This is a genomic window from Bacteroidota bacterium, assembly GCA_034439655.1.
Taxonomy (GTDB): Bacteria; Bacteroidota; Bacteroidia; order UKL13-3; family UKL13-3; genus CANJUD01.
In genome coordinates this window covers 1-22,907 of sequence record JAWXAU010000105.1, presented here as the reverse complement: position 1 = coordinate 22,907, position 22,907 = coordinate 1, and the positions used below count along the sequence as shown (strand labels likewise).

The window sequence follows — 22,907 nt, the reverse complement described above, 5'->3', positions numbered from 1 at the left end:
TATTTATTAACAAAGTTATCAACTTTTAGTGGCTACATTTTGGGGCTTTTATTAGGCAAACTTCTGCTGTTGCTATAAAGTATGTTTTAACTTCCGTTAAAATAAACTTCAACAATCTACTTTATACTCCCAAATAAGCTCTTGACACAGCTATAACAATTCTTGTAAATTAAAAGGACCTAAAGCATAATGAAACTCCATGAATCTACTTCTCTCTTCATCCATTTTTTCGTCTTCTTTTGTGATGTTCGACCAATCTCTTTCATTAATATTTAAATCAATCCTAAAATAATCGTATGCTTCTTTCCAATAATATAAAATAAAGTCAACTCTTTCAAATTTGAGAACTAGTTTTAAATTTTCCCAAATTTTTCTATATATCTTTTCTGTTATTATGTTTATCAATTAAATAATCTAAAAATTCTGAAGGGGTATAATACTTTAAGATTAGTTTTATGTATAGAATAAAGAAAATAATTAATACAACTGTAGAAGCTAAGACGAGAACGATAGCGGAATTACTTATTATCCAATTAACACAATTGACACCTTCAATTTTAATTCGTGGTTGAAATTGACCAATCGATAAGAGAATAGAAACTAATGAAATGTATAATGCAGCAGTAAAATATTTTGCGTGCTTTTCTTTTTTTAAAAGTTGAACCACATAAAGGGAAGAGTACTTTTCATCTAAGCTTGAAACAACTTGAAATAATATAGGATATGCTATGGCTAATATGGCTGCTACAAATGTAACACATTATGTTAAAGTATTTGAATCCATTAAGATGAACTTTTGTTGCTATAAATTTACTTTATCAATAACAAAACCCTTCAACCTTCCTATTAAAGTTCCTGCTATTTTTTATATCACTAATAATTTCGTCTGCAGATTGTTTTGAATCCTAGGCACCAAAAGAACTATAGAAAGATTTTTTCTTATCGGCATTATCGGCCTTTACTGAAAGCGTGAGTTTTGAAATCAAGTCAAGTTTGTTATTGTGCTAAGATTATCTAGCATTTGCAAATATCCGTCAATTAGCGTTGTATTTATCTCTACTGGTTTCATCGTTGTATAGTTTATTAATGATGCAAATATAATATAAAAAATCTGTTGCTTCAAACCGATTAACAATTAGGAGTACTTGTTAACTACTTTATACAAACTACCTGATACTACCTCCCCCCCAACCACTCCACCAATTTCTCAAATGCCCTCGCCCTGTGGCTCATCGTGTTTTTTTCGCTCAGTTCCATTTCGGCAAAAGTGCGTTCCTGACCTTCAGGGATAAATACAGGGTCGTAGCCAAATCCACTAAAACCAATAGGTTCATTCGTTATGTGTCCATTTACAATCCCTTCAAATATATAATATTCGTCATCCCAAGCTAATTGTATCACGGTACGAAAACGGGCTTTGCGATTTTCTTTTCCTTCCAATTCAACCAATAGTTTTTGGATATTAGCATCATCATTTTTTTGCAAACTGGCATATCGAGCACTATATACTCCGGGTCGTCCGTTTAGGGCTTCTACTTCTAGTCCTGTATCATCAGCGAAACATGCTTGCCCGGTTTTATTATATACAAATTTACATTTGATTAAAGCATTCTCTTCGAGTGTATCACCCGTTTCGGGAATCTCTTGCATAATTCCATATTCATCGAGCGATACTAAATTAATTTTATCAGGCAACATGGATTGTACTTCCTGCAATTTGTGAAGATTGTGGGTAGCGAAGATGAGTTCTGTTTCCATCTCGCAAATATAAGTACGAATGTCGTTCGCCGGGGCGAAACGAATTAGGAAGCACAGATTTGACAAATCTATCTGCCGCCGCATGGCATGGCATTATTCATTAACCCCGCCGCGGCGGGAACAATTAACAATTGTATTACCTAAAATCACTAAATTTGCAATCTAATATAAAAAAAATGTTTCAATTAAAAAGTAAATTATTGATATTGCTAACGCTAAGTACCGTATATGCACAAGCCCAGTATATAACAATTGCAGAAGCCCGCACTAAGGCTTTAGGAACGAATGTAACCGTAAGAGGCATAATCACCAATGGCGGCGAACTGGGCACTTCCCGTTTTGTGCAGGATGGCACTGCTGGTATCGGTATATATTCTACCACTATTGGCACACTTGAACGAGGCGACAGTGTGGAAGTAGCGGGTGACTTAGGACACTTTAATAATCTGTTGCAGATATCGAATAATGTTACAATTAAGGTTATACAAAAAGGTTTGCCCATGCCTGCTCCCATACAATTCAATTATCCTTTTAATGCAGCCTTTGCTTTTAAATATGAAGGAAGTTTGGTGCAATTAAATAATGTTACTTCTATTAAAACTATATCGGGAAGTAACTGCGGTAATACACCCTCAAGTTTTGCGGGCAATACAAATTATTGTTTGAATTCATCAAGTGGAACACCTATGCGTGTTACCAATCCCACTGCAGGTTATGGCGATATTATTAATAAAAATGTACCCTCAGGAACTTTTTCTTTGGTGGGCATTATCAGTATATTTAATAATGGTACACTTCCTGGTGGAGGCACCACCACCGACCCCAAGTATTATGATACAACACTTACCACAGGCTTCCAGTTTTTGGTACGTTTGTATGAAGATTTCGTATTACCCCCTTTGCCCAATTTTCTTTCAGACCCTTACGCCATCAATATTGGACAAGATAGTATAACACTAAGTTTTCAAACACAAAATGATGGAAGTACGCGTTTGGATTATGATACAAATACAGCACTAAGTATTTCGGTAGGTGATTCTACCTTAACAAAAAATCATATATATACTTTGAAAAATTTAACGCCAGCTACTATATATTATTTAACTGCAACATCTACCAATGCAAATGGTGTATCGGTTTCGCGTACAATGAGGTTGGCTACAGCTAGCAAATCAACAGGAGAAATAAGAATATATTTTACGCAGCCAGTTGATAACAGTGTGGCAACTTTTAAAAATGCCATATATTTAAATAAAACTTTTGCCGATACTTTAATCAATTATATAAATATGGCCCAGCATACTTTAGATTTGGCTATATATAATATAAATCCATCGGGCTTGAGCGATTTTGTGGCCGCATTGAATAATGCTTATGCTCGCGGTGTAAAAGTGCGTGTAGTAGGTGATGGATCTACAGCTAGCGTGGGGCTTGCTAGTTTGGATGCAAATATAGGAGTGATACAAAGACCGGTGCAAAGTTCCAACATCATGCACGATAAATTTATGATTATTGATGCCAATGACGCTGACCCAAACAATGCTTGGTTATGGGGTGGATCGTGCAATTTAACCAAAGCACAAATACTAGCCGATCGTAATAATGTATTGTTTATACAAGACCAAACTTTGGCCAAAGCATATACTATAGAATTTGAAGAAATGTTTGGAAGTAATGGCTTAAAACCCGATGCCGCAAAAGCTAAATTTGGTGCTGCAAAAGCTGACAATACACCCCACGAATTTAATATAGGAGGCCGTTGGGTAGAACAATATTTTAGTCCGAGCGACCATACAACTGCTCATATAATAAATACTGCAAATACCGCAAACAAAGATGAATACCATTGTGTACTATCCTTCACCCGCAGCGACATTGCTACTGCCTTGCGTAACCGTGCTTATGCCAATGTATATGGTGCTGGCATAGTTGACGATACTGCAGGAAGCCCTGCCGCAGTGAATGTGTTCAATATTTTGGCCGCCGCCAATGTATATAGTACCCGCATGAAAGCCAATAATAAATCATCGCAATTGCACAGCAAATATTTGATAGTTGATTGTAATAGTGAAACATCGGATCCAATAGTATTGACAGGTTCTCACAACTGGAGCGGTAATGCCGAAACTGACAATGATGAAAACACTTTGGTGATACACGATGATACCATTGCCAACTTATACTATCAAGAATTTATGGCTCGATATATAGAAGTAGGTGGAACAGGAATTCATGGTTTTGCAAATTTTAAAGCAACGAACTATAAGCCCAATCCTTTTGATAGTATCAACTTTAGAAACCTAACTACCATTAAAAATGTAACAAACTACACTTGGGATTTTGGCGATGGTCAAACCGCTACTACAACTAATCCTTTGCATTATTATACTGCTGCAGGAATATACACTGTAAAGCTTACTGCCACCGATGGTACACTTACCGATGTGGAACAACAAACCATTAATGTAGGAAGCTTTAATGGAATAGCAAGTATGCCCGAGCGAATTAGTTTTATGCTTTATCCCAATCCAGCAAATGAGTATATAACCATTGAAAGCAAACAAATAAAAAACACCATAAATATATATAATACTTTGGGAGAATTAATATTTACTACCAATAGTTTAAATAATACTTTGCAAATTCCAATTTCAAATTTAGCCAATGGAATTTATTATATATATATTAACGGACAAAGTAGTAAGTTTGTGGTAAAGCACAATTAATATATAATACCTATTTAGAAATCCTAATCTCTTGTTTTTAGTTTAAGAATTGGTATTATTTCCCTCAATTGGGATAGTGTCATGAGAAATCGTTAACCTACAAATCACAAAATAATATTGCTGGTTTGAAGCCAATTGGTTTTATTTGCTGTGGAAACTAAAAATAAAATCATGAAATATAAATTACAAATCATTGCTATTGCCCTATTGATGGGCAATGTGGCTTTTGGCCAAGTCCCTAACGGCAGTTTTGAGAACTGGACTGGAAGTGAAGCCAATTCTTGGGTATCCACCAACTTGCTAATGTTCCTCGGCAATTCGCAGTCGGTATACAAATCAACGGATGCACATGGTGGTAGCTTTGCATGTGAAGTGAATACGATAAAGGTAAATATCAAACCTCCAGGTCAGCCAATTCCCGACTATACAGGTTCTATTTTTTTAGGTAGGTTTGCTAACTTTAACCCTACTATGGGTGCACCCTATACTAAACGCCCCGACAAAATGGTTTTTTGGTATAAATATGTGCCCAAGGGAACCGATTCAGCTATTGCTCTAGTAACACTAACCCGGTGGAATAGTAGCACCAAAAAGACCGATACGGTAGGACTGGGTGTGGGACCAATGACCGGCTCTACAACTACATACACCAAAAAGGATGTGGACATTATGTACCTGAGTAATAATGCCCCCGATACCGCAATTGTGTTGTTTGTTTCAAGTTCTTTGTCGGCAAATCAGGCTGGGAGCAAACTTACAATTGACGATGCAGACTTTGTGGGAGGCAATACAGGTATCATTGCACAAACTCAAAATGAAATAGGTATTTATCCCAATCCTGCAAAAGATATGTTGAATTTGGAATTGGGCAATTTGGAGGGAAATGTATATATCGCAATTACTGATATACAAGGCAAAAATATATATACACAAATATATAGTACATGCAATAATGTAACTATTCAAACTAGTACATTTAAATCAGGTATTTATATATTGAATGTTACCTCTGATAAAAATACAATTACCCATAAAATTATTATCGAATAATTTTTTTCATGCAGGCCAAAAATATTTGGAATAAGTTATCATTGCTTGTGGGTGTGGTTTTTATTATTCACACTGCACACAGCCAAGATTATCGTTCCAACTCACGAAGACACCGTGTTGAAACACCTGACACCACTGGCAATGCAGAAGGTGCATTAAATTCTCGTATACTATATGGAACAGTAAGGTCACTTATGGATAATGAATTTTTGGCATTGGCTTCTATTAAAGAGTTAGGTACACAAAATATAGTTTATACCAATGACCAAGGCGTATTCTTTATTAAATTAAATTTAACCAACAGAAAAGCCGCATTGGTATGTGTGTATAATGGGTTTGAAAATGATACAGCATGGGTTGATGAAACTTCAACCTATATAAATTTTAAACTTACACAAAAGTATGAAGTTATTAAGGAAATAATAGTGTCGGCATCCCGCAAAAGGGAACTTAAATTTGAAAGCCCTGCCACAGTTGAAACAATAGACCCCAAACAACTTCAATACAATCCGGGATTAAATTCCTATGATAGAATTACCAACTTAGCAGGGGTCGATGCAATAACTACCAGTTTTAATTTTAAAGTAATTAATACACGTGGGTTTAACTCGGCATATAACCTCCGTTTTATACAACGATATGACAATATGGAATTGGCCTTACCCGGTTTCAGTACTACCTTGGTTCAATTAAATGGTCCCATAGATTTGGATATAGAAAAGACTGAATTGGTAGCAGGTGCTTCTGGTGCTTTATATGGCCCCAATGCACTAAACGGGCTTACCAATACCTCTTCCAAAAACCCCTTCCAATATAAAGGAATGAGTGCGAATTTTAAAACAGGGATGAACCATGTAGATGGTATTGACGAGCAGCTTAGTCCCTTTTATGATTTGAGTTTGAGATATGCAAATACCATTAACAAAAAACTGGCGTATAAAGTAGTAATAAATTATATGAAGGGCAAAGATTGGCATGCCAGCGATTATAATGATATATCTGATTATAGTACTAGTAGAAACAATACCGACTATGGTTATAAACCAGGAGCGGGAAACCCAGGATACGATGGCGTAAATGTAGGTGGTGACGAAGAGTACAAAATCTTTGATTCTACTAGCAAAATACTCGGCCCCCCCACTAATGTAATAAAAAAACCTTTAAAAATAGCAAGAACCGGATACAAAGAATCTGAGGTGCTTAATTACGATATATATAGTTTTAAAACGGATGCTGGAATATATTATAGACCCAATAAAAATACGGAAATATCGTGGACATCGAGATTGGGTATGGGCAATGCAAATTTCCAAACCGAAAACCGAACACAGGTGCAGAATTTCATCATACAAATGCACAAGCTAGAAGCTAAAAATCGCAACCATGTTTTCAGAACTTATTTAAGTGCAGAAAACGCAGGAACCAGTTATGATTTTAATTCAAGTGCAATCAAAATAAATCAAGGCACAAAAAATGACCAAAACTGGTATGTACAATACCTATTGGCCTATACAGGTCAATATAATAACCTTAACAACGCAAAGAATTTGGGATTGGCTAATATACCTGCCGGCGACGATGCTGCAGCCCGCAAATTTGCTGACGGTGACAACACTAAATTAAGTGCATTGTATAAATTGAATTTCCCACAAGACGCTGGTTTAAGTGCATTGATGGCAGGACAAGCCCGTTTAACCCCTGGTACCAAAGAATTCGATTCAGCCTTTAACTATGTTACTACGCATAATGATTCATCGGGTAGCCAATTTTATAGCCATTCAAAAGTTTTGTATAGCGAATATATATATGACTTTAAAGATGTCTTCAAAAAATTCTCTTTACTAGCTGGAACTAATTTTCGATTGTATGCTCCCAATACACAAGGTTCATTCTTAACTGATAAAAACACCAGAATATATTCTAAGGAAATTGGCGGGTTTGTGCAGGCAGGAAAAGACTTTTATGATAAGAGAATAAAAGTACAGGCATCGGCCAGGGTAGATAAAATGCAAAGATTCGATTTAAAGTTGAGTCCACGAATATCAGGTGTGTTCCTATTGGGTAAACGTAAGCAATATAATGTTCGCATGTCGGCCCAAATAGGATATAAAATGCCTTCGTTGTACGATCAGTTTAATAATATTTTTATTCCGCGATTACGAAATTTTGGAGCATTCTATCAAACCGCGGTCGACTTGGGATTAATCCACAAACAACCCAATGGCCCCGATTTTATCAATGTATACACACAAAATTCCGTTAATCAATATTTAGCAAGTGGCGATTCTCGTGTATTGGTAAAACCCTCCATTAAAGATCTTAAACCCGAAGAGGTGAAGGCTTTTGAAATAGGATGGCGTGGGTTTACCTTTAAGAAATTTGAAACTGACATTGTATTATATTATAATCGCTATCAAAACCTCATTACTTCACAGCAATATATTGGCCCCGCTAATCCGTCAAAAACTCAAATTAGTGCTGCACTATTATCCGATCAAAGGCCGCATAGCACTATTTTTTACCGCAGGTCAATAAACTCTCAAATACCTGTTAATACATACGGAACAACGGTTTCTACAAATTATTATTATTCCAGAAGAATAACAGTTTTTGGAAACTACACTTATAATATATTGCAGGAAACCAATGAATATTTAGCCCAAGATTTTATTGTGCGATTTAATACCCCAAAAAATAAATTCAATGTGGGTATCAATGGAACTAAACTCTGGAAAAAAATTGGATTTTCTGCTATCTACAGATGGGTACAAGGATACTATTATGAAGAGTATACCAAGAAAGGGAACGTGCCATCCTATTATACACTCGATATTGCATTTACCTATCATTTGAGCAAAAAATATAATACCATGCTCAAGTTAGGTGGCAGCAATGTTACCAATGTTCGTTACGTGCAATCTATTGGTGGGCCTACTGTTGGTGCCATTTTCTATTTCTCCATATTATACGATGATTTGTTAAAATAATTATTATGCGTAAAATAACCATACTTCTATATATCATACTTTGTGCTTGCATAAATTCATTTTCACAACAGTTTATAACGCATCATTATACCAATAAAGATTATAAAGGTGAACAAAAAATATGGGATGCTAAAGAAGATAATTATGGTCGGATCTGGTTTGCCAATAATGAGGGTATTATACGTTTTGATGGAAATAATTGGACCTTATATAGAACGCCAACTGCGGCTAGACACTTAGCATTTAGTAAGAGTGGCGATTTATATATAGCTTGCTTGGGCGATTTCGGTATCCTTGAGTTCAAGCAAGATGGATCGGCTGCATATAGTAGTTTACTCAATCAAAATAGCCTGAGCGATAAAAAAACAGGCGGCGATGAAAATGTATTTATTGCTGGCGATGATATATATTTTTATATGCGTAAACATTTGGTTACCGTAAAAAAATCGGGCAATGAATATCAAACGCTCGTACTTCCCAATGCTGGCGAATATGCAGGAGCATTTACTGATGATAAATACTTATATGTGAATGTAATTGGCAAGGGACTTGGCATTATTCAGCACGGTAATTTTAGCCCTTATAAAACAGCAATCGGACTTGAAAAATATGATATAATTGGTGGTATGCTTACTACAAAAGGATTAACTATCCTTTCCAATTATAATGGCATTTTTAATTTCAAAGATAATTTATCGGCTGGCCAAACTTCGTCACTGAATTCTTTTGCAAAAAAAGGTACTACTGCTTTTTGTAAATTCAAAAATCAACAGTATGTGATAGGAACCCTGCACGATGGTGTTAAAATATTTGGCAACGATGGTTCAGAAATATATAGTTTGGCATTACCCTCAAACGAAATATATAGTATATACCTCGATGCCGAAGGGAATTTATGGGTAGGCCATGCCAAAGGATTGTCGCATGTTCTATTGAATTTACCAATTCAATCATTTCCAAATCTGGATTTCAACGGACATGGAACCGATATGCATTTGGAAGGAAGTAATTTGTATTTAGCTACTACAAGTGGTGTATATATAATAGATGTGAACCATCCTAATTTACTGAAACCTGTTAAGGGAATTAATGGTGAATGTTGGGATTTGTATGAGGAGAATGGCATTATATTGGTTGCAACCTCTGCGGGTTTATACCAAATAATTGAAGCTGTGGCAAACCCACTTGTGTCACAAGAAATATTTACCAATATCCAAAAAGGAAACCGTACTGGAACTATATATGCATTTGCTGCAACGGGCTGCTGGAAATTTACCATACAAGGAAGCAAGATAAAATCGGATGGGAAACTAAAAAACCTAAATCAACTAGCTACCTCCATATACGAGAATGCTGATGGCACCGCATGGATTGGTAGCTATTTGAGCGGCTTACTCAAATACCCTGAGATGAAAATTTCGGATAATTCAGACCTGAAATCAGGGAAGGTATATATTAGAATTAAAGATGGTAAACCCTTGTTTCAGAGTAAGAACAATATATATATAATTGAGGGTGCTGGTTTTAGAAAGGATGACCTCCTATCGCAAACTTATGGTGGTGCAGAAAATAAAAACAATATACTTACTGCCATCATTTGGATATATACCAAAAGCAGACTTAAACATATAGTGAACAATAAATTAGAAGAGCATTCCGCAGCTTATTGTATTAGTGGGACACCTACGGCTGTGTGCGAAAGCGGCAATGAATTGTGGATGGCTTTCGAAGAGAAGCTATATAGAATGAAGCCAGAACAAGTTCTTAGCAGAAAACTTATAGCCAACGTCAGTTTGGTAAAATATGGTACTGATATTATAGCCCACAACGGAATTTATTTCGATGAAAAAGGGAACCAAACTTTAGAACAAACAATGTTACCCAAAATTGATTTCGAGAACAATGCTATACGAATAGAATTTGGAATAAATTCATTTATCAACCCCGAAGGTAATAATTACAGATATAAAATAGATGGTCTTTCGAACAATTGGAGTAATTGGCAAAAGCAGAGTTATATAGAATTAAAAGGATTATCGGGCGGATTGTATACATTGTATGTTCAAGGACAAGATTCTGAAGGTAATACTTCGGGTGAAACTACCTATACATTTAGAATTCTAAATCCATGGTATTTAACTTGGTGGGCTATACTTATATATGTATTTTTATTGTTTATACTTATATATTTCATCTTCAAAATATATAATAAACGCTTGGTAATAGCTAACGAAAAACTCGAAAGTGTAGTAGCGGATCGTACTGCGGAACTGAGTAGCTCAATAGAAACGCTAAAGACCACACAGGAACAACTGGTGCAAAGCGAAAAGCTTGCGGCACTGGGGCAAATGACTGCTGGCATTGCTCACGAAATACAAAACCCTTTAAATTTTGTAACCAATTTCTCTAAAATTTCTCAAGAATTAATTGATGATTTGAATGATAGTAAAGATGATACCGAACGCAAAGAAATAATCGAAGATTTAATTAACAATCTAAGAAAAATAAATGAGCATGGGCAACGGGCCAGTAGTATTGTAAAGAATATGCTAGAACATAGTCGAAAAGGTTCGGGCGAAAAACAACCTATGTCCATCAATGATTTATGCAACGAATATATAAAACTTGCTTTCCAGTCGAGCAAAGCCAACTTACCCGAATTCCAATGCGAAATTTCTCAAAACTTTGATCCTTCAATTCCCAAGCTTAATGCAGTTCAACAAGACATTAGCAGGGTATTATTAAATTTATTCAACAATGCACTGTATGCTGTTGCCGAAAAACAAAAAAATGGTGATAGTTCTTATAAGCCTAATGTGTCCGTAAGCACCCTATTGCAGGGCAAAGAAATTATCCTAAAAGTGAGGGACAATGGAATGGGGATACCTGAAAAAACAAAAGAGAAAATTTTTGAACCTTTCTTTAGTACCAAACCTTCAGGTAGTGGAACTGGTTTAGGGTTGAGCCTGAGTTATGATATAATAAAAGCACACCGAGGTACTATTTCTGTTGAGAGTAAGGAAGGTGAGTTTACAGAGTTTAATATTATACTGCCAGTATAATTTATGATGTGCTGTTCATGGTTTTCTGGACTCACCTTGTTACTTACTTTTAGGTACTCCCCTTTTTCATCTATTTCTCTCGACAAAAAATGAAGGGTCTCACCAAACTTATTGGTGATACTGTGCGGGTAATTGTATTTTTTGATCATTTGCGTATTATTTTAGTACAGTGTACAAAAATAATAAATATTTGTACACTGTACTAAATATTTATTATGTCAGATATTATACCAATTCTTAAACTAAAATAGTTATCCGCCTGTGGCGGATTTAGTTTTTAGAATGGTAATGCCGAACTACATCCCGAAAGCCTCGCTTAATCCCGATAATTATCGGGATGCGGGGGGATTAGTCCCTTTCTTTTGGACTATTATATATTGAGTTTCGGTATGACTTTCTTTTTAAAGAGCGTAACGAAAAAAGTTTTCGGACAAGCAATCTATAAACAAAAAAGCCACGGTATGATACCACGGCCATTTTGTATAGTTGATTTATGGAGTTTAAGTTGCGTTTTATTATTTTGCTACTATCCAGGTTTTAGAGCTTATCACTGAATCGTTTTGTTTGATTGATATAATATAGATTCCCGACGTGGTCATTGTGCCAGCTAAATCGAAAGTGTTTCCAGAAATGGTCTTTTCAAAAACATTCTTTCCACTAAGGTCAGCTATCGAAATAGTTATCGGTTGATTGGTATTTAGCACCTGAACAGTACCTGCACCATTATGTGAAGGACTCATACTAATAGTTGTTTGAACAGATGCATTGGTTTCGGCAGCAACAACAGGAGCTGGAACTGAAGTTGTGGGAGTAAGATTAATAGTAGAGGTAGGGATACCTGTCTTAGGAAGTGAATTAGTGGCTTGAGTAGCAAATGAATTCAAGCTAAATATGGTGGCGATTGTTAGGACTAGATTTTTCATGGTAGTAATTATTTGAGGTGAGTTGAGTGTTTTTCGTTCGTCTTTCTTATGTAACAAAATTCGGATTGGGCTACTTGGATTAAATACCGTTGTACTAAAAAATCTTACAAGTATATAATTCACTTTTCACTTGTATTTGATTCACTACTAAATTCCTCCTAATATTTAATATGGTTAGCGTTTATAGGCGTTTAGATACCGAAAAGCGATTTACCCTTAAGCAACAATTTGAATCTATGGACAGAAAAGTCACATTGTAAGATTTTGTGTAAGATATTTTTTTGAGCCACTTTCACGCCATTCGATAAACAAACAATGCTATTTGGTAGCTAAAAATACTGATTTGCATCATGCCGCATTCACAGAAAATTAATAAACCCACAAATGCTTTTGCTACTTACATTTGCCCAAAAAACAGATAAAATGGAAAACACGACAATAGAAGTATCTAAGGTGCCATCGGACATTGAGATTGCTCAAGCCGCCAAACTACAACACATCAACGACATCGCTATTAAATTAGGAATAGCTGCCGACCAACTGGAACATTATGGTAAGTTTAAAGCCAAGTTACCTTTAACTTTAATTGATCCAGCCAAAGCTGAAAAATCAAACCTGATTTTGGTAACAGCCATTAATCCAACTCCCGCAGGAGAGGGTAAAACAACTACCACTATTGGTCTTACAGAAGGGCTTAACAGAATTGGAAAACAAGCAACTGCCGTTCTCAGAGAACCTTCCCTAGGCCCTGTGTTTGGCGTTAAAGGTGGTGCCGCAGGCGGAGGTTATAGCCAAGTTGTGCCTATGGAAGATATCAACCTACATTTTACTGGTGACTTCTCTGCCATCGAAAAAGCCAATAATCTTTTGGCCGCTTTAATAGATAACAATATACAAAACAAAGAGGGTAATAACTTGGGCATTGACCCAAGAACAGTAGTTTGGAAACGTGTAATGGATATGAATGACCGTGCCCTTCGTAATATTATAGTAGCCCTTGGTGGCAAACAAGGAGGCATGCCCCGTGAAACTGGATTCAACATTACTGCAGCTTCAGAAATTATGGCTATCCTTTGTTTGTCATCGAACTTGGAAGATTTGAAAACAAAGATTGGCAATATATATATAGGTGATACCTATGCCGGAAAACCAGTTTACGCCAAACAGTTGAATGCCCAAGGTTCAATGGCTGCATTGCTTAAAGATGCGATCATGCCTAATTTGGTTCAAACACTCGAAGGAAACCCAGCAATTATACATGGAGGGCCATTTGCCAATATTGCTCAGGGTACCAATACCTTGGTAGCTACCAAAATGGGTATGTCTCTTTCCGATTATGTAGTAACTGAAGCAGGATTCGGTGCTGACTTAGGAGCTGAAAAATTTCTTCATATTAAATGCGGTTATGGAAAAATAGCACCTAAAGTAGTTGTTATTGTTGCTACCATTAGAGCTCTCAAATATCATGGAGGTGCAACAATGGATACATTGAAAACGGAGAATTTGGAAGCATTACAAAATGGAATGGCCAACCTTGAGCAACATATTGCAAACATTGGCAAATTTGGTTTGCCTGCCGTTGTAGCAGTTAATAAATTCTTTAGCGATACCCAAGCCGAGTTGGATATGGTATATAACCATGTAAAATCTATAGGTGCAAGAGTTGCAATATGTGAAGGTTGGGAAAAAGGCGGTGCAGGCATGGAACAATTGGCCAATGAAGTAACAGAAACCATTGCACTGAACCAAAGCAATTTCAAACCATTATATAACTCGGATGATAGTGTGGAACAAAAAATTGAAGCTATTGCCAAAAATATATACGGTGCCGATGGTGTTGATTATGCTGCCAAAGCACAAACAGGTTTGAAAAAAATATATAGATTGGGAATGGACAAACTTCCAGTTTGTATGGCCAAAACACAATACTCATTTTCTGACAACCCCAAATTATTAGGCCGTCCAAAAGGATTCAGAATTACGGTACGTGAATTTGAATTTGCCGCTGGTGCTGGTTTTTTAATTCCTATTTGTGGAGATATGATGCGTATGCCTGGCTTGCCCCAAGTACCTGCCGCAGAAGCTATAGATATTGACGCAAATGGATTAATTGGTGGCTTGTTTTAAGTTGAGATGAAGTAGGAAGCTTGAAGACAGAAGTTTGAAATTACAACTATTAAAACTTCGGACTTCAAACTTCCTACTTCCACCTTCACTAAAAGTTCGTACAAGTGCCGTGTGCACTAAAAGTCTTAGTGATATTAATAGAGCAAAGTATATATGAATCTTTGTCTTTAGGATTCCCACGTACATATTCATTCGGATTTTTAGAAGTTTGCATCCACAGGTTGCCCCATCGTGGATCCACTTCGCCCGATCTGTCGCTTAGTTGCTGAAGGTATATATCGTTAGCTGCAGGTGGCCCAGCAAAATTATGGTGAACATCGTCCAACCAATCGGTGAAGGTTTTGCGATACCCTATCTCGAAAGATACATTCAATGCTGCTCCAGGATTTATCTTTACTCCAATGCCACAAGGAATTGCCCATTGATTTAAACTATAAGTTTTTCTTATTTCTGTTTGAAATTTTCTTAGCTCTACAACGTTACCATATCGATCAACCGTTTTGGGGTTGAAATGAAAATAGGCAATCCCACCAAACACATAGGGTACGATTAATTTGCCCCTCCTATGATTGTATGGATTCCAAATATGATATTCAAATATCAAATTCACTTCTCTGATATTTGAATAAAAATTAAGGTTTCTCTTCATCCTATCCCTATAGTCGGACTGCTTGGTGTTATAAGGATCATTCATATTCATATATTCATCGTATTTTGAGCCGGCTACTTTATCATCGCCAGCTATACGAGCGTAGTTAAAACCTAAGCGGGCTGCTAAGAAATTCCCCAAATAATATCTTCCATAAATCCCTGCATGAAGTTTAGCCATTTGTAAAGTTACAGGTCCATAGCTTAAATCGCCTTGATAATAAGTTGGCCCAATGCTCAAGCCTATTTCATAAGCATGGTTTCTATTGAATCCTGAACCGCCTTGGGCTTTGGTATTCACTACCCCTACAGATAGCAGGGCAATGGAAAACAAATAAATATGGAGATGTTTGATGAGCAAGGGGCAACAAATTTAACTGAAATATTTTTTATAGTAGACAAAAAAATGTATTTAAAGGTTTATTCAAACTCTTTAAAAATCGCGTGCAATGGCTAAGGTAGCAATACTTACTTTACAATAAGGCACCAGCAAAGCAGCACATGCTTCGAGTGTGGCACCTGTGGTAACCACATCGTCAAGTAATAATATATGTTTGCTTTCGAGTTGGGATGCTTCTTCCAGTTTAAAGATTTCCTGTACATTCGTCCAACGGGTCCAGCGTTCTAACTTTGTTTGGCTGCGGTTGTTTTTTACCCTCAGCAGATTGGTGGTACTTACAGTTTTATTTGTGGCCTCCGAAATGCCTTGGGCCAAAATATGGCATTGGTTATACCCTCGTTTGTTTTCTCTTTTTTGATATAAAGGTACTGGCACAATCACATCTATACTATTATATATTTCCGATTCTTGTAGGGCACAACCCATCCAGTTACCCAAACATATTCCTACTTCCTTATCACCTTTATATTTGAGGCCATGCAATAACCTTTGGGTGATACCTAGTTTTCGAAAATATAAAAATGAAGTAGCTGCTTCTACTTTCACTCTGCCTCGAAAGGTTTTGGCTACTGGATTATCGGCGTCTTTGTGGAAATTAGTATAGGGCAAATTGTGTTTGCACGCCAAGCAAATTACGCTTTCGGTCGCTAACAATAATTGTCCGCAACCTGCACAGGCATTAGGGAACAGCAATCCTGCGGTATCTGCCCATAAACCCATAAATTATTTTTTGTGTTTTTTGTCGTTCAACAATTTTTGGTATTCTTTTTCTGCTGCATTTGTGGTGTCGCTATATGCATCTCGATAGTTAAAGAATACACCTATACCCCAACCCAAGGTAGTCCAAATGGGCCATGGAAAGTGCAATCCCCCTCCTTCTACAGTGGGTTCACTCTTGCCAATCATAAACCACAAAGCCCATAAAAAACCATTCACTATAATATAAGTAAATAGATGCTTTTTGAAATTGGCACGTTTCAAAGCCAGTTTCCATAAATGCTCGTCCTTTGTTTCTTCCATAATTGAAATAGGTATTAAATTTTTTTATTCAAAGTAGTTCAAGGTGCTGAAGCCATTGTCTTTCAGAAATTTTTCTTTCTGCATCAGTTTCACATCGCTTTGCACCATATCTGCTACCAACATCGGTAGGGTATATTTTGGTTTCCATCCCAATTTTTCGTATGCTTTGGTAGCATCTCCTATCAATAAATCTACTTCGGTTGGTCTGAAATAAATTGGGTCCACTGCTACCAATTCTTGTCCAGGTTTTACTTGTAAGTCTATTTTCATCTCGGCTGCTTTGGCTGTATCAATACTTGCCACAAAACCAATTTCGTTTACGCCATCACCTTTAAATACTATCTGCACCCCTACTTCGGCAAAGGCCATTTTTACAAAATCACGCACAGGGGTTGTTTGGCCAGTGGCTATTACAAAATCTTCGGCTACATCCTGTTGCAGCATGAGGTACATGGCTTCCACATAGTCTTTGGCATGGCCCCAATCGCGTTTGGCACCTAAATTCCCCAACCAAAGTTTATCATGCAAGCCCATGGCTATTCGTGCAACGGCACGGGTAATTTTACGCGTTACAAATGTTTCCCCACGCACTGGGCTTTCGTGGTTGAAAAGTATCCCGTTGCAGGCATACATATTATATGCTTCGCGGTAATTCACTGTAATCCAAAATCCATAAAGCTTTGCAACTCCGTAAGGCGAACGGGGGTAGAATGGTGTAGTTTCACTTTGGGGCACTTCCTGCACCAACCCATACAGCTCGGAAGTGGATGCTTGATATACACGGGTTTTCTCGGTAAGGCCACATACTCGCACGGCTTCCAGAATACGGAGTGTGCCTAAGGCATCAGCATTGGCGGTATACTCAGGGGTTTCAAAACTTACTTTCACATGGCTCTGTGCTGCTAAATTATATATTTCATCGGGTTGTGTTTCTTGCACAATGCGAATGAGATTGGTAGAGTCAGTGAGGTCGCCATAATGCAACTTTAACCTCAAGTTTCGTTCGTGAGGGTCTTGATACAAATGATCTATCCTGTCAGTGTTAAATAACGAACTGCGGCGTTTAATGCCGTGTACCATATAGCCTTTGTTTAATAAAAACTCAGCAAGATAAGCTCCGTCTTGTCCTGTAATTCCTGTAATGAGAGCAGTTTTCATGTATTACTTTTTCTGATTGTAGTTTGAGGGTTATGTTTGCAAAACTAATACATTTAACTCAAGTCGCCATTTTTTGAAAGAAACAATTCTAATATATAGCCCGCAAACGTCCAATAGGCTTGCTTATACAGCAACTATCTTATTTGGCCAAGAGAATTACAAAATTACAGAAAGTGAAACAGAATTTGAGAATTACGATGGCTCCAAGATAAATTATAGCATCCAACAACTTGAAAACGCAGTGCAAATATTGCCGGATGGCTTGTTAAATGAAGCAGGTATTCAAAACATTCATGCCTCATTTATTATATCAGATGATCGTTATCAATTATTCTTTCAAAAACAAAGGAATTTTTTTAATGACAATATTATAGGTTTTGATGTTTTTTCGGCGGTATTTTATATCATAAGTAGATATGAAGAATATAATATATATACACCTGACCTACATGGTCGTTTCTGTGGTAAAAGCAGTATTGCTTACAAATATAATATACATACCAAACCATTGGTGGATATATGGCGGCAGATGATTTGGGAAAAGCTGAAAGGACTTTTTTCTACGGTTCAGATACCCGAAATTAAATATCATACCATAGCTACCATTGATATTGACCGACTATATTTATACAAAGAAAAAGGATTTATTAAATCTGCAGGTGGTATGGTCAAAGATATATTATCGGGCAAATTTAAAAATATAGCTAAACGTTTGAAAGTATTGTTGGGAAAGGAGAAAGACCCACACGACAATCTTTCAACTACAATAGATTATTATAAAAATAAACAAATCCATTTAAATATTTTTTGGCTTTTAGGGGACAAATTAAACTATGATACCAATTTACCTTTTGAACATCCAGAACAAAAAGAAACTATTATACAATGTTCTAAATATGCAGAAATAGGAATACATCCTTCTTATGATTCATTTAATAATATTGACAAAATAAAAACCGAAAAGCAAAGATTGGAAACCATACTTGGCAAACCTGTTACAAGTTCACGTCAACATTTTTTGCGGATGCAATTGCCGCAAACCTATCAGCAATTAGTGCGGGCAGGCATCACACACGACTATACAATGGGATGGCATGACATCGTAGGGTTTAGGGCAGGTACTGCTCATACTTTTAATTGGTATGACATCGCAAACGAAGCAGAAACTATATTACAAATTACACCATTTGCTGCTATGGATGTTACCTTGAAAAACTATATGAAATTAACTCCTGAACAAGCAAGTATTATTATAACTGATTTGCAAGATGAAGTAAAAAAATATGGTGGGACATTTGTGACTATTGCACATAATGAATCTTTGTCTGGATGGGGAGAATGGGATGGATGGGAATTGTCAGTCTGTCCTGATAATTATCGGGATTATCGAAGACGACAGGGATAGTAGTATTATTGTTTGTTATGCTTCGATAAACCCGATAACTATCGGAACAGCATAACAAACTAACTCAAGATAAAAGAAAACATATTTGATAAGGCATCTTGTGATTTCCCGTCACCACGTCTCCGATTCAACAGATTCTTCGCAGTCCCGAATAAGATTCGGGATACTCAGAATGACGGTTACCTATTTAAAACAACCGCTTCTGCTCGCCACCTCCTTTGCCGCCCTTCTTGGTTTTGTCGTCCTTCTTGGGTTTAAATTCTTTGAATTCTTTTAGCTTGGGCATTTTCATATATACATCGTCAGCCGGTACTTCAAATACTACTTCTTTGCTTTCTTTGAGCTTGGGTTTCTTCTCTTCCTTTTCTTTCGGAACTAATAGCTCACAATCGAAGTATTGTTTGGCTGCTGCTATGCGGTTGCCCATAGCACGCCACCCTTTTATATCTATAAAATCGTTAAGTGATAATGTTTCTGTAATTGATTCTGTTTTCTTGCGGCCTTTGGTAATTTTTACTAAGGGTTCTTCAATCGTAGTAACCATTAATAATTTGCTACCCGCTTCTTCCGATATATAATAGAACTTTTTATTCTGTGATAAAGTTTCCAATAAGAAACGCTTTACATAGTAGTTGCCTGAAGCACCATCGTAATGCACTGCAGAGACTGCTTTATCTTGGTCAAACTTTTCAAGTATTATAATATCGTTCGGTTCATATCTATTGGTCAATTCAAAGTTAGTAAGCTCATACGAACCATCTCTATATAATACCAATATATGATCTTTGGTATCGAAATTACCAAGTAAACGGCCACGACCATCGGTATTCAATTTGCCAATATTTATATCATACCATATATCTACACCACCCATTGATGATGCACCTTTTTCTTTGAACTTAACCGCTTTCACCAAGTGTTTACTTAAGGTATTTCCTTGGGCATTTCTGCCTTTTACTTGCAATAATCCAAAGTCGTAATCGAATACTTTTTGACGGGCTTTACTATTGGCGTGCAGGAACACCGTTACTATCTCCGCCTCTGCATTTGCGTTTGCACTAAAGTATAATACTTTGCTTCCTTTATTTCCTTTGCTAAGATCATATTCTTTGTCACGAGTAATACCCGACACATTGAAACGTTTCACCATCGCTATATTGGTTTGCCCATCTTGATAGATGAGATTATATACCATCCGCTCATTGTTTTTGCGGAATATATCTACATGGATTACGTCCTTGCCCACAAAGGTTTTCTCGGCCACTTTGCTGATAATCATTTTACCGTCTTTGCGAAAAACTATTATATCATCATACTCTGAACAATCGCAGAGGAATTCATCCTTTTTAAGTGAGGTTCCCACAAAACCTTCTTCACGATTTACATATAGTTTTTGATTGGCGATAGCTACTACTTGTGCTTTGATAATATCAAAGGTGCGAAGTTCTGTTTTACGCTCACGGCCTTTGCCATATTTCTTCAGCAAGCCTTCATAATACTTAATGGTGAAATCTTTAATATGTTCGATATCAAATTTCACTTGCTTCATCTGCTCTTCTACAGATTTGATATGCTCGTTTGCTTTAAAACCATCAAACTTCGAGATACGCTTAATTCGAATCTCCGTAAGTCTTAATATATCATCTTGGATAATTTCGCGTTTGAATAATTTCTTATAAGGTTTCAAACCCTTGTCGATGGCGGCGAGTACAGCCTCCCAAGTTTTACATTCTTCTATATCTCTATATATACGTTTCTCAATAAATACTTTCTCTAATGATGAATGATGCCAATCGTCTTGCAACTCACCAAGTTTTATATCAAGTTCTCTCTTTAATAAATCTTGGGTATGTTTGGTACTATGCTCGAGTAAATCAGTGACACACAAAAACTGCGGCTTCTCATCTTTAATAACACAACAGTTGGGCGATATAGAAACCTCACATTCTGTAAATGCAAACAAGGCATCAATGGTAATATCGGGAGAAACGCCAGGAGTTAAATGTACTACTATCTCAACATTTTGAGCCGTATTGTCGGTTACTTTCTTAACTTTTATTTTGCCATTGTCGTTGGCTTTTACTATGCTGTCTATTACAGAAGTGGTGGTAGTTCCATAAGGAATTTCACGAATCACCAAAGTCTTTTTGTCGAGCTCTTCTATCTTGGCCCTCACTCTTACTTTACCTCCACGGCGACCATCATTATAATTGGTTACGTCTATTAAGCCACCCGTTGGAAAATCAGGAAATAATTGTACGTGCTTGTTTTTAATAATATCGATACAGCCTTTAAGTAACTCACAAAAATTATGTGGCAATACTTTGGTGCTCAAGCCCACGGCAATGCCTTCCACTCCTTGTGCCAATAGCAAAGGGAATTTCATAGGCAAGGTTACAGGTTCTTTTTTACGACCGTCGTAACTAGCTTGCCATTGTGTAGTTTGCGGATTGAAAGCAACCTCTAAAGCAAATTTGCTAAGGCGGGCTTCTATATATCGTGCGGCAGCGGCACCGTCGCCAGTGTTTATATCGCCCCAGTTACCTTGGGTTTCAATTAATAAATCTTTCTGACCGAGGTTAACAATGGCCTCGCCAATACTGGCATCACCGTGTGGGTGATACTGCATGCTCTGCCCAATAATGTTCGCCACTTTGTTGAAACGCCCATCGTCCATTTCTTTCATGGCGTGGAGTATGCGGCGTTGCACAGGCTTTAGTCCATCATTGATATGAGGCACGGCCCGCTCCAGAATTACGTAGGAGGCATAGTCGAGAAACCAATTCTCGTAGAGCCCGGTAATAGGTATTATATGGGTAACGTCGTCGTCTTTATGTGTATTGTCTGCCTCTATCATTGAAAGGGGCAAAAGTAAAGCACACAATTGTTTATTTACGGGCTAACAATTCACAATAGTGTGTGGATTGTTGTTTTTTGTTAGCTTTTGGAAAGTTTTAAACTTTCCAAAAGCTAACATTCCCGAAGACGCAAATCCGCCGCGGCGGAACGCAAGGGTCGCTATTGCTTCGCTGTCTGAACTATGATTAATGTGATTACAGGATTACGATGATTCTTTCTTCTTAGTGAAATGCTATTTCAGGACAAGACAGTTATATATATGAAAGCTGCAAACTGATGGGTGGGTGAGGGTGCATCAACCATGGTCGAGACTTGGTGGTGCGTTGATAACACCGACCACGGGCAAAATTACTCAATACTTACTATCTCTAGCAATAATAACTTGCCGCTCATATTCGCACAGCAATTCGTATGCTGCATGATTTTTTTGCTTATAAGCCATTTCCATTTGCTGCTGAAACAAATCGAGGTATTTGCTTAGTTTTTTATCGTCCATGGCTTTTAGCTGTTCAATATATTGTTCAGCGTTATTGAGTGCGTCATCAAGTTTTTTTTCGGTATTATTTTTCATAGGCTTTCTATAATATCAATTTCATGTTTTTCTATATTATATAATTCGTAAACTACTTCGTTTATTTTGTATTCACAATAATCAATTTTGCTTTGAAGTTGAATTCTTTTCGCTTCTAATTTTTCGATATGTATTTCTTCCATTAATTTTATAAGATTTTTAAGGTAATTAATAATCTCGTTTTTTAATTTAAAGCCTGTTAGATCACTTTTG

Annotated in this window: 16 protein-coding genes; 6 read left to right on the top strand and 10 right to left on the bottom strand. The window is 36.9% G+C overall.

Translation table 11 applies throughout. The features are described from left to right. Positions 1-150: 150 nt before the first annotated feature. Both SGJ10_07205 and SGJ10_07200 read right to left on the bottom strand, forming a co-directional pair. A complete protein-coding gene (locus SGJ10_07205; GenBank protein MDZ4757908.1) occupies positions 151-405 on the bottom strand; it encodes a hypothetical protein in 255 nt (84 codons plus the stop codon). Positions 406-1,176: 771 nt separating this feature from the next. After that, the gene (locus SGJ10_07200) at positions 1,177-1,758 is read right to left on the bottom strand and encodes a non-canonical purine NTP diphosphatase (GenBank protein MDZ4757907.1); all 582 of its coding nucleotides are present in this window, start codon (positions 1,756-1,758) and stop codon (positions 1,177-1,179) included. Between the two features lie 176 nt (positions 1,759-1,934). Between SGJ10_07200 and SGJ10_07195 the strand changes: the two genes are divergently transcribed. The 4 genes from SGJ10_07195 to SGJ10_07180 all read left to right on the top strand — a co-directional run bounded on the left by SGJ10_07195 (position 1,935) and on the right by SGJ10_07180 (position 11,583). Further along, on the top strand, positions 1,935-4,484 hold the full coding sequence (locus tag SGJ10_07195) for a phospholipase D-like domain-containing protein (protein ID MDZ4757906.1): 2,550 nt from the start codon (positions 1,935-1,937) through the stop codon (positions 4,482-4,484). Between the two features lie 171 nt (positions 4,485-4,655). Beyond that, complete coding sequence (locus tag SGJ10_07190; GenBank protein MDZ4757905.1) at positions 4,656-5,534, top strand: T9SS type A sorting domain-containing protein; 879 nt, start codon at positions 4,656-4,658, stop codon at positions 5,532-5,534. A gap of 8 nt (positions 5,535-5,542) precedes the next feature. Beyond that, complete coding sequence (locus tag SGJ10_07185; GenBank protein ID MDZ4757904.1) at positions 5,543-8,521, top strand: TonB-dependent receptor plug domain-containing protein; 2,979 nt, start codon at positions 5,543-5,545, stop codon at positions 8,519-8,521. A 5-nt stretch (positions 8,522-8,526) separates the two neighbouring features. Next, entirely contained in the window at positions 8,527-11,583 is a 3,057-nt protein-coding gene (locus SGJ10_07180) for an ATP-binding protein (GenBank protein ID MDZ4757903.1), read from the top strand. A 515-nt stretch (positions 11,584-12,098) separates the two neighbouring features. Here the strand turns inward: SGJ10_07180 and SGJ10_07175 are convergent. Continuing rightward, positions 12,099-12,506, bottom strand: a complete 408-nt coding sequence (locus tag SGJ10_07175) for a T9SS type A sorting domain-containing protein (GenBank protein ID MDZ4757902.1) — start codon at positions 12,504-12,506, stop codon at positions 12,099-12,101. A gap of 423 nt (positions 12,507-12,929) precedes the next feature. Here SGJ10_07175 and SGJ10_07170 point away from each other — a divergent pair, with 423 nt between their 5' ends. Then, on the top strand, positions 12,930-14,633 hold the full coding sequence (locus SGJ10_07170) for a formate--tetrahydrofolate ligase (GenBank protein ID MDZ4757901.1): 1,704 nt from the start codon (positions 12,930-12,932) through the stop codon (positions 14,631-14,633). 88 nt (positions 14,634-14,721) lie between these two features. Here the strand turns inward: SGJ10_07170 and SGJ10_07165 are convergent, their stop codons facing one another. The 4 genes from SGJ10_07165 to gmd form a co-directional block, all read right to left on the bottom strand. After that, entirely contained in the window at positions 14,722-15,642 is a 921-nt protein-coding gene (locus tag SGJ10_07165) for a DUF6089 family protein (protein ID MDZ4757900.1), read from the bottom strand. A 72-nt stretch (positions 15,643-15,714) separates the two neighbouring features. Then, positions 15,715-16,401, bottom strand: a complete 687-nt coding sequence (locus tag SGJ10_07160; protein MDZ4757899.1) for a ComF family protein — start codon at positions 16,399-16,401, stop codon at positions 15,715-15,717. Positions 16,402-16,404: 3 nt separating this feature from the next. Beyond that, positions 16,405-16,701 carry a 2TM domain-containing protein gene (locus tag SGJ10_07155; GenBank protein MDZ4757898.1) on the bottom strand — a complete coding sequence of 99 codons (297 nt, stop codon included), beginning with the start codon at positions 16,699-16,701 and terminating at the stop codon, positions 16,405-16,407. Between the two features lie 24 nt (positions 16,702-16,725). Then, positions 16,726-17,859, bottom strand: coding sequence for a GDP-mannose 4,6-dehydratase (gene gmd / locus SGJ10_07150; protein ID MDZ4757897.1), 1,134 nt, complete (start codon positions 17,857-17,859; stop codon positions 16,726-16,728). A gap of 73 nt (positions 17,860-17,932) precedes the next feature. Between gmd and SGJ10_07145 the strand changes: the two genes are divergently transcribed. After that, complete coding sequence (locus SGJ10_07145; GenBank protein MDZ4757896.1) at positions 17,933-19,264, top strand: polysaccharide deacetylase family protein; 1,332 nt, start codon at positions 17,933-17,935, stop codon at positions 19,262-19,264. A 187-nt stretch (positions 19,265-19,451) separates the two neighbouring features. Here SGJ10_07145 and SGJ10_07140 read toward each other — a convergent pair whose 3' ends face one another. The 3 genes from SGJ10_07140 to SGJ10_07130 all read right to left on the bottom strand — a co-directional run. Beyond that, positions 19,452-22,121, bottom strand: a complete 2,670-nt coding sequence (locus tag SGJ10_07140) for a DNA gyrase/topoisomerase IV subunit A (protein ID MDZ4757895.1) — start codon at positions 22,119-22,121, stop codon at positions 19,452-19,454. A gap of 354 nt (positions 22,122-22,475) precedes the next feature. Next, on the bottom strand, positions 22,476-22,694 hold the full coding sequence (locus tag SGJ10_07135) for a hypothetical protein (protein ID MDZ4757894.1): 219 nt from the start codon (positions 22,692-22,694) through the stop codon (positions 22,476-22,478). Next, positions 22,691-22,907, bottom strand: a 217-nt coding sequence (locus tag SGJ10_07130) for a hypothetical protein (protein ID MDZ4757893.1), incomplete at its 5' end; no start/stop codon positions are given. The genes SGJ10_07135 and SGJ10_07130, both read right to left, overlap by 4 nt.

What these genes read in the sequence shown, in the direction of transcription:
- SGJ10_07135 (MDZ4757894.1), bottom strand. Translation starts at nt 22,694, where the DNA reads ATGAAAAATAATACCGAAAAAAAACTTGATGACGCACTCAATAACGCT.
- gmd (MDZ4757897.1), bottom strand. Translation starts at nt 17,859, where the DNA reads ATGAAAACTGCTCTCATTACAGGAATTACAGGACAAGACGGAGCTTAT.
- SGJ10_07140 (MDZ4757895.1), bottom strand. Translation starts at nt 22,121, where the DNA reads ATGATAGAGGCAGACAATACACATAAAGACGACGACGTTACCCATATA.
- SGJ10_07155 (MDZ4757898.1), bottom strand. Translation starts at nt 16,701, where the DNA reads ATGGAAGAAACAAAGGACGAGCATTTATGGAAACTGGCTTTGAAACGT.
- SGJ10_07185 (MDZ4757904.1), top strand. Translation starts at nt 5,543, where the DNA reads ATGCAGGCCAAAAATATTTGGAATAAGTTATCATTGCTTGTGGGTGTG.
- SGJ10_07175 (MDZ4757902.1), bottom strand. Translation starts at nt 12,506, where the DNA reads ATGAAAAATCTAGTCCTAACAATCGCCACCATATTTAGCTTGAATTCA.
- SGJ10_07190 (MDZ4757905.1), top strand. Translation starts at nt 4,656, where the DNA reads ATGAAATATAAATTACAAATCATTGCTATTGCCCTATTGATGGGCAAT.
- SGJ10_07170 (MDZ4757901.1), top strand. Translation starts at nt 12,930, where the DNA reads ATGGAAAACACGACAATAGAAGTATCTAAGGTGCCATCGGACATTGAG.
- SGJ10_07160 (MDZ4757899.1), bottom strand. Translation starts at nt 16,401, where the DNA reads ATGGGTTTATGGGCAGATACCGCAGGATTGCTGTTCCCTAATGCCTGT.
- SGJ10_07180 (MDZ4757903.1), top strand. Translation starts at nt 8,527, where the DNA reads ATGCGTAAAATAACCATACTTCTATATATCATACTTTGTGCTTGCATA.
- SGJ10_07200 (MDZ4757907.1), bottom strand. Translation starts at nt 1,758, where the DNA reads ATGGAAACAGAACTCATCTTCGCTACCCACAATCTTCACAAATTGCAG.
- SGJ10_07195 (MDZ4757906.1), top strand. Translation starts at nt 1,935, where the DNA reads ATGTTTCAATTAAAAAGTAAATTATTGATATTGCTAACGCTAAGTACC.